Source organism: Actinophytocola sp., from assembly GCF_045807065.1.
Taxonomy (GTDB): Bacteria; Actinomycetota; Actinomycetes; order Mycobacteriales; family Pseudonocardiaceae; genus Actinophytocola.
Map to the genome: position 1 here is coordinate 1 of NZ_JBJMIE010000059.1, position 8,250 is coordinate 8,250.

An 8,250-nucleotide genomic window follows, 5' to 3' on the forward strand; every position below is an offset into this window, starting at 1 on the left:
CACACTTAACCTAAACAACCAATTCATATCAACAGAGTAGTAGAACGGCACGGCGGCCGGGCGCGGCCGGATCGGCGCGAGCACGTCGAGCAGCTCGGCGCGGATGCGTTCCACGTGCGCGGAGTGCGAGGCGTAGTCCACGGGGATGCGCTTGACGCGGATCTCCTCGGCCGCGAACGCCGCCATCAGCTCGTCGAGCGCGTCGGCGTCGCCGGCGACCACACTGGCGCCCGGCCCGTTCACCGCGGCGAGGGAGATCCGCCCGCCCCACCGCGTGAGCCGGTGCTCGACCTCCTCGGCCGGCAACGCGACCGACACCATGCCGCCGACGCCGGTGATCGCGATGATCGCCTTGCTGCGCAACGCGACCACGCGGGCCGCGTCGGGCAGCGAGAGCGCGCCGGACACCGCGGCGGCGGCGATCTCGCCCTGCGAGTGGCCGATCACCGCGTCCGGCCGGACGCCGAAGGACTCCCACAGCGCCGCGAGCGACACGTACACCGCCCACAGGGCCGGCTGCACGACGTCGACGCGCCGCAGGGCGTCCGCGTCGCCGAGCACGTCGTGCGGCGACCAGTCCACGAAGGGTTCCAACGCGGCCGCGCACTCGGCGAACCGGGCCGCGAACACCGGCGAGGCGGCCAGCAGCTCCCGGGCCATCCCGACCCACTGCGCGCCCTGGCCGGGGAACACGAACACGATCCGGCCGCTGCCCCGCGCGACGCCGGTGACGAGCCCGGGCGGCGGGTGGCCGTTCGCCAGCGCGGCGAGCCCGGTGGCGAACTCCGCCCGGTCCCGGCCGACCAGCACCGCGCGGTGCGTGAACTCGGCGCGGGTACGGGCCAGTGCGGCGCCGATCCCGGCGAGGTCGACCGTCGGGTTGGCGAGCAGGAACTCGTGCAGGGCCTTCGCCTGTGCGGCAAGCGCCTGCGGCGTGCGGGCGGACACCGGCCAGGGCAGCACGGGGGCGTCGGCGCCCACGTCGGTGAACACCAGCTCCCTGACCCGTACCCGCTCGGGCTCCTCGATGATGACGTGCGCGTTGGTGCCGGAGACGCCGAACGAGGAGACGCCGGCCCGGCGCGGTCGCCCGGTGGCGGGCCACGCCCTGGCGTCGGTCAGCAGCTCGATCGCGCCGGCGCTCCAGTCCACGTGCGAGGACGGCGCGTCCACGTGCAGCGTCGCGGGCAGCACGCCGTGGCGCAGCGCCATCACCATCTTGATCACGCCGGCCACACCGGCCGCGGACTGCGTGTGCCCGAGGTTCGACTTCACCGAACCCAGCAGCAACGGCGTGGTCCGGCTCTGGCCGTAGGTGGCCAGCAGCGCCTGGGCCTCGATCGGGTCGCCGAGTTTCGTGCCCGTGCCGTGTGCCTCGACGACGTCGACGTCCGAGGTGGACAGTCCGGCGTCGGCCAGCGCGGCGTGGATCACCCGTTCCTGCGACGGCCCGTTCGGCGCGGTCAGGCCGTTGGACGCGCCGTCCTGGTTGATCGCGGAGCCACGCACGATCGCGAGCACCGGGTGCCCGTCGCGCCTGGCGTCGGACAGCCGCGCCACGAGGAGCACGCCGACACCCTCCGCCATGCCGAACCCGTCGGCCGCCTCGGCGAACGCCTTGCAGCGGCCGTCCCGCGACAGCCCGCGCTGCCGGCTGAACGCGACCAGTCCCTCCGGGGTGGACATCACCGCGGCGCCGCCGGCCAGCGCCAGGTCGCACTCACCGCTGCGCAGCGCGGCGATCGCCAGGTGCAGCGCGACCAGCGAGGCGGAGCAGGCGGTGTCGATGGTGACCGCGGGGCCTTCCAGCCCGAGGGTGTAGGCGATGCGGCCGGACACCACGGACGCGGCGTTGCCGGTGACCAGGAAGCCCTCGTTGCCCGGTGGGGCCGCGGCGAGCAGCTTCGCGTAGTCTTGGCCGTGCGTGCCGGTGAACACCCCGACCTTGGTGCCGCGCAGGGAGACCGGGTCGATGCCGGCGCGCTCGATCGCCTCCCACGAGGTCTCCAGCAGGAGCCGCTGCTGCGGGTCCATGGCCGTGGCCTCACGGGGCGAGATGCCGAAGAACTCCGCGTCGAACTCGGCCGCGTCGTAGAGGAAACCGCCCTCGCGGACGTAGGAGCGCCCGGACTCGTCGGGGTCGGGGTGGTAGAGCTCGGCCAGGTCCCAGCCGCGGTCGTCGGGCAGCGGGCCGACCGCGTCACCACCGGCGGCCAGCAGCTCCCACAGTGCCTCGGGGCTGTTGGCACCGCCGGGGAACCGGCAGCCCATGCCGACGATCACGATGGGGTCGTCGTCCACGTCGGACTGGGTCGGTGTGGTCCCGACCGGTGCGGCCGCCCTGTCGCCCAGCAGCTCGGCACGCAGGTGGGCGGCCAGCTCGGCCGGGGTCGGGTAGTTGAAGATCAGGGTGGCCGGCAGGCGCAGCCCGGTGTCCGCGTGCAGCCGGTTGCGCAGCTCGACCGCGGTCAGCGAGTCGAAACCCAGCTGCTTGAACGTCTTCTTCACGTCCACACTCGCCGGCGACGGGTGGCCGAGCACGCCGGCCGCCGCGGCGCGGACCAGCTCGATGAGCGTGCGCTCCCGCTCGGCGGGCGCCTGCGCGGCCAGCCTGTCGACCAGCGAGTCCGCCGAGACGTTCTCGGTGACGACCCGGCGGGCCGGCGTGCGCACCAGCCCCCGCAGCAACGCCGGCACCTGCGTCAACCCCCGCAGCGCGGCCAGGTCGAGCCGGACCGGCACCAGATTCGGTTCGCTGGCACCGAGAGCGGCGTCGAACAGCGCCAGACCGTCCAACCTGGACAGTGCGCGGGTGCCGTTGCGGGCCATGCGGCGCAGGTCGGTGTCGGTCAGGCGGCCGCCCATGCCCCGCTCCTCCGCCCACAGGCCCCAGGCCAGCGAGACGGCCGGCAGGCCGAGCGCGCGGCGGTGGCGGGCGAAGGCGTCGAGGAAGGCGTTGGCCGCGGCGTAGTTGGCCTGCCCGGCCGCGCCGAACGTGGTGGCGGCGCTGGAGTACAGCACGAACGCGGCCAGGTCGCGGTCCCGGGTCAGCTCGTGCAGTGCGAGCGCGCCGGTCACCTTCGGCGCGAGCACCCGCTCCAGCTGCTCGTCGGTCATCGACGCGACCGTCCCGTCCGCCACGACGCCGGCGGTGTGCACGACCGCGGTCAGGTCGTCGATCTCGGACAGCACGGCGGCCAGCGCGGCGCGGTCGGTGACGTCGCAGGCCGCGAACCGCACGGGGACCTCGAGTTCGGCGGCCAGTCGGGCCGCGCCGTCGGCGTCCGCGCCGCGCCGGCTGACCAGCACCAGGCCGGTCACCCCCGGCTTCCGTGCCAGGTGCCTGGCGACCAGCACACCGAGGCCGCCGGTGCCGCCGGTGACCAGCACGGTCCCGGCCAGTTCCGGGTCGCCGCGTGTGTCGCCTGTGTCGGCTGTGTCGCCTGTGCCGTCGCCGCCGGTCTCGGCCTTGGTGAGCCGGGGCACCAGCACCGTGCCGGCACGCAACGCCAGTTGTGGCTCGTCGAGTGCGAGCGCGGCGGGCAGCACGGCGCCGGACGCGTCCGTCCCGTCGGAGTCGACGAGGACGAACCGGTCCGGGTGCTCGGACTGCGCGGCCCGGACCAGGCCCCAGACGGGTGCGGTCACCGGCTGGTCGCGGTCGCCGGTGACCACGACCAGCCGGGACCGGGCGAACCGCTCGTCGGTGAGCCACCGCCGAACCACGGCCAGCGCGCGCCGCGCCGCCGCGGACACCGCCCCCGCCAGGTCCTTCCGGTCCTCGACCAGGTCGAACCGGTGCACGACCAGGCCGGCCACCTCGGTCACGTCGTCGAGGTCGGCGGTCTCGATGATGCCGTGTTCCGTCGGCGCCCCGACGGCCCGCGCCACCCAGTCCACCGTGTACAGCGCGTCGCCGGAGCCGGCGAGCTTCTCGGCGGACACCGGGCGCACCGCGAGCGACTCGGCGTCCGCGACCGGCGCACCGGCACTGTCCGCGATGGTCAGCGACACCGCGTCCGGGCCGGCCGGCGCGAGGCGCACGCGCAGCGCGGTCGCGCCGGTGGCGTGCAGCCGCATCCCGGTCCACGCGAACGCGAGGTAGCTGCCGGCGTCGTCCGCGTGCTCGATCGCGCCGAGGTCCATGCCGTGCAGGGCGGCGTCCAGCAGCGCGGGGTGCAGGCCGAACCCGCTCGCCGTGCCCGCCTCCGCCGGCAGCGTGACCTCGGTGAACACCTCGCTGCCGCGCCGCCACGCCGCACGCATGCCCTGGAACGCCGGGCCGTAGCCGGTGCCGGCGTAGAACTCGGCGAAGTCCACCGGGGTCGCGCCGCTCGGCGGCCACTCGGTGAGCGCGACCGGAGCGGCTGCCTCGGCCGTGGCGAGGCTGCCGGCGGCGTTGCGCAGCCAGGTGTCCGTGCCCTGCGCACGCGAGTGGACGGTGAACGCCCGGGTGCCGTCCTCGGCCGGGGCGCCGACGTGCACCTGGATGGTGACCGTCTCCTCGGCCGGCAGCACCAGCGGCGCCTCCAGGGTCAGCTCGGCGAGCTGGTTCGCGCCGACCTCGTCGCCGACCCGGACGGCGATGTCCACGAACGCGGTGCCGGGCAGCAGCACGGTGCCCATGACCGCGTGGTCGGCGAGCCAGGGCTGGGTGGCCGGCGAGAGCACACCGGTGAACAGGTGGCCGGCGTCCCCGGCCAGCTCGACGGCGGCGCCGAGCAGCGGGTGGTCGGCCGCGCCGAGCCCGGCGGCGGTGACGTCCGCGGCCGGGGCCGCGGTCTCGGTGAGCCAGTACCGCTGGCGCTGGAAGGCGTACGTCGGCAGGGCGACCCGGCGGGTGCCGGGGAAGACGCGGTCGACGTCCAGCTCGCCACCGGCCGCGACCAGCTCGGCGAGCGAGGTGACGAACCGGCGCGGGCCGCCGTCGTCGCGGCGCAGCGTCCCGACGGCGATCGCGTCCGGCGCGGTCTCCGCCACCGCCATGGTCACCACCGGGTGCGGGCTGCACTCGATGAACACGCCGTGCCCCGCCTCGTGCAGCGCGGTGACGCCCTCGGCGAAGCGAACCGTCCGGCGCAGGTTCTGGTACCAGTACGCGCCGTCGGTCGGCCGGTCGAGCCAGCGTGAGTCCACCGTGGAGTAGAACGGGACGCGCGGGGTGCGCGGGGACAACCCGGCGAGCGCGGCCCTGACGTCGTCCTCGATCCGCTCGACGTGCGCGGAGTGCGAGGCGTAGTCCACGGGGATGCGCTTGACCCGGATCTCTTCCGCCGCAAACGTCTCCACCAGCTCGTCGAGCGCGTCGGCGTCACCGGACACCACGGCCGACTCGGCGCCGTTGACCGCCGCCAGCGAGATCCGCCCGCCCCATCGCCGCAGCCGGGCCTCGACGTCGGCGGCCGGCAGCCCGACCGACACCATGCCGCCGATCCCGGTGATCGCGATGATCGCCTTGCTGCGCAACGCGACCACCTGCGCCGCGTCCGCCAGCGACAGCGCACCGGAGACGGCCGCGGCCGCGATCTCACCCTGCGAGTGCCCGATCACCGCGTCCGGCGTCACCCCGACCGACTCCCACAGCGCGGCGAGCGACACGTACACCGCCCACAGCGCCGGCTGCACGACATCGACCCGGGACAGCATGCCGGCGTCGTCGATCACCTCGGCCAGCGACCAGTCCACGAAGGCCGAGAGCGCGGCGCCGCACTCGGCGAACCGCGCGGCGAAGACCGGCGAGGTCGCCGACAGCTCGCTCGCCATGCCGACCCACTGCGCGCCCTGGCCCGGGAACACGAACACGGTCCTGCCCGGCTCGCCGGCCACCCCGGTGAGCAGCGGGGCGGTGCGCAGCTCGTCGAGGCCGGCGGCCACCAGCACGCCCCGGTGCTCGAACTTCGCGCGGCCGGCCATGGTGGCGCCGATGTCGGCGACGGACGCGCTCACCGCGGCCCGGCGCAGCTGGTCGGCCTGGGCGGCGGCCGCCTCCGCGCTCGGCCCGGAGAACACGACGGGCACGGGCCAGGAAGTGGTGGTTCGGCTCGCGCCACCCGCGTCGTCGGCCGCCGCCTCGGGGAACGCCTCCGCCTCGACGCCCTCGATGATCACGTGTGCGTTGGTGCCGGAGACGCCGAACGAGGACACCGCCGCGCGCCGCGGCCGGTCCACCGCCGGCCACTCCCGGCGCTCGGTGAGCAGCTCGACCGAGCCCGCCGACCAGTCGACGTGGGAGGTCGGCGCGTCCACGTGCAGCGTCTTGGGCAGCACGCCGTGGCGCAGCGCCTCGACCATCTTGATCACGCCACCCACGCCGGCGGCGGCCTGCGCGTGCCCGATGTTCGACTTCATCGAGCCGAGCAACAGCGGGGCGTCCCGCCCCTGGCCGTAGGTGGCCAGCAGCGCCCGCGCCTCGATCGGGTCGCCCAGCCTCGTGCCGGTGCCGTGCGCCTCGACCACGTCCACGTCCGAGGTGGACAGTCCGGCGACGGCGAGTGCGTCCCGGATCACCTGCTCCTGGGCGGGACCGTTCGGCGCGGTCAGGCCGTTGGACGCGCCGTCGGAGTTCACCGCGGAGCCACGCAGCACGGCCAGCACCGGGTGTCCGTTGCGCCGCGCGTCGGACAGCCGTTCCAGCAGCAGCATGCCCGCGCCCTCGGCCCAGCCGGTGCCGTCGGCCGACTCGGCGAACGCCTTGCACCGCCCGTCCGGCGCGAGCCCGCGCTGCCGGCTGAACTCGACGAACACGCTCGGCGTGGCCAGCACGGCGACGCCGCCCGCCAGTGCGAGCGAGCACTCCCCCGTCCGCAACGCGTTCGCGGCCAGGTGCAGTGCGACGAGCGACGACGAGCACGCGGTGTCCACGGTGATCGCCGGGCCCCGCAGTCCGAGGGTGTAGGCGATGCGGCCGGACACGACGCTGCCGGCGTTGCCGGTGCCGAGGTAGCCCTCCAACCCGTCCGGCACGGTGGTCAGGCGGCTGGCGTAGTCGTGGAACATCATCCCGGCGAACACGCCGGTCTTCGTGCCGCCCAGCCCGGCGATGTCGATCCCGGCCCGCTCGAACACCTCCCAGGAGGTCTCCAGCAGCAGCCGCTGCTGCGGGTCCATGGCGAGCGCCTCACGCGGGTTGATCCCGAAGAACTCCGGGTCGAAGTCGGCCGCGTCGTGGAGGAAGCCGCCGTGGCGCACGTAGGAGGTGCCGGCGTGGTCCGGGTCCTCGTCGAACAGGGCCGCGAGGTTCCAGCCGCGGTCGGTCGGGAAGCCGCTCACCGCGTCGCGCTCGTCGAGCACCAGCTGCCACAGGTCCTCCGGCGTGGTCACGCCGCCCGGGTACCGGCAGGCCATGGCGACGATCGCGATCGGCTCGTCGGCGGCCGGCCCGCGGTGCGGACGTCCTTCATCGCGCTGGGCGTGCGGGCGGCGGCCGTCGTCGCACTGCTCGGCGAGGTAGGCCGCGGCGCGGGCCGGGGTCGGGTAGTCGAACGCGAGCGTGGTCGGCAGGTCCAGGCCGGTCGCGGCGGCCAGGCGGTTGCGCAGCAGCACGGCGGTGCGCGAGTCGAACCCGTAGTCGGCGAACGACCGGGTGGCCGGCGGGCGCTTCGCGGCGCCGAGCACGGCGGCCGCCTCCACCCGCACGAGGTCGAGGAGTTCCTTGCGGGACAACGTGGTTCGTGCCGGTGCGGCACCGGTGGGGGCCGGCGCGTGCAGTGCGCCGACCGGCTCGTCGACGGCCAGCACGACCGAGGAGCCGGCGACCAGCGCGGCGTCGAGCAACGCGGGCCCGCGCTCGTGGCCGTCCCACCCGATCGCCACCACCGGCCGGCCGGCGGCCCGCGCGTCGGCGGCGATCGACCCGACCACCGCACTCGCCGCGCCGTCCGCGGGGGTGCCCGTGGCCGGCGTGACGAACACCAGCGGCACGTCGTCCCCGGTCAGCGCCACCAGGTTGAGCGCGCCGGCGGTCGTGGTGCGCAGCACCCGGTCGGCCTGCCCGCCGCCCGCCAGGTCCGGCATGCCGGCGGCGTGCACGACCGCGGACAGCGGCCGGTCCTCGGGCAGCTGGTCGAGCACCTCGCGGAGCGCGCCGGCGCTGGCCACGTCGCAGGCGGCCAGCACGACCTCGGCGCCGGCGTCACCCAGCTCGACCGCGAGGCCCGCGGCGTCCGGGGTGGTGCCGGCCAGCACCAGGCGGGTGACGCCGTGCGCGGCGACGAGGTGCCGGGCCAGCGCCGCGCCGGCCCGGCCGCCGGC

Annotated in this window: 1 protein-coding gene; it reads right to left on the reverse strand. The window is 75.5% G+C overall.

Annotated elements, in window-relative coordinates; translation table 11 throughout:
• On the reverse strand, nt 1-8,250 hold an 8,250-nt coding region (locus tag ACJ73U_RS03375), incomplete at both ends, for an SDR family NAD(P)-dependent oxidoreductase (protein WP_407776016.1).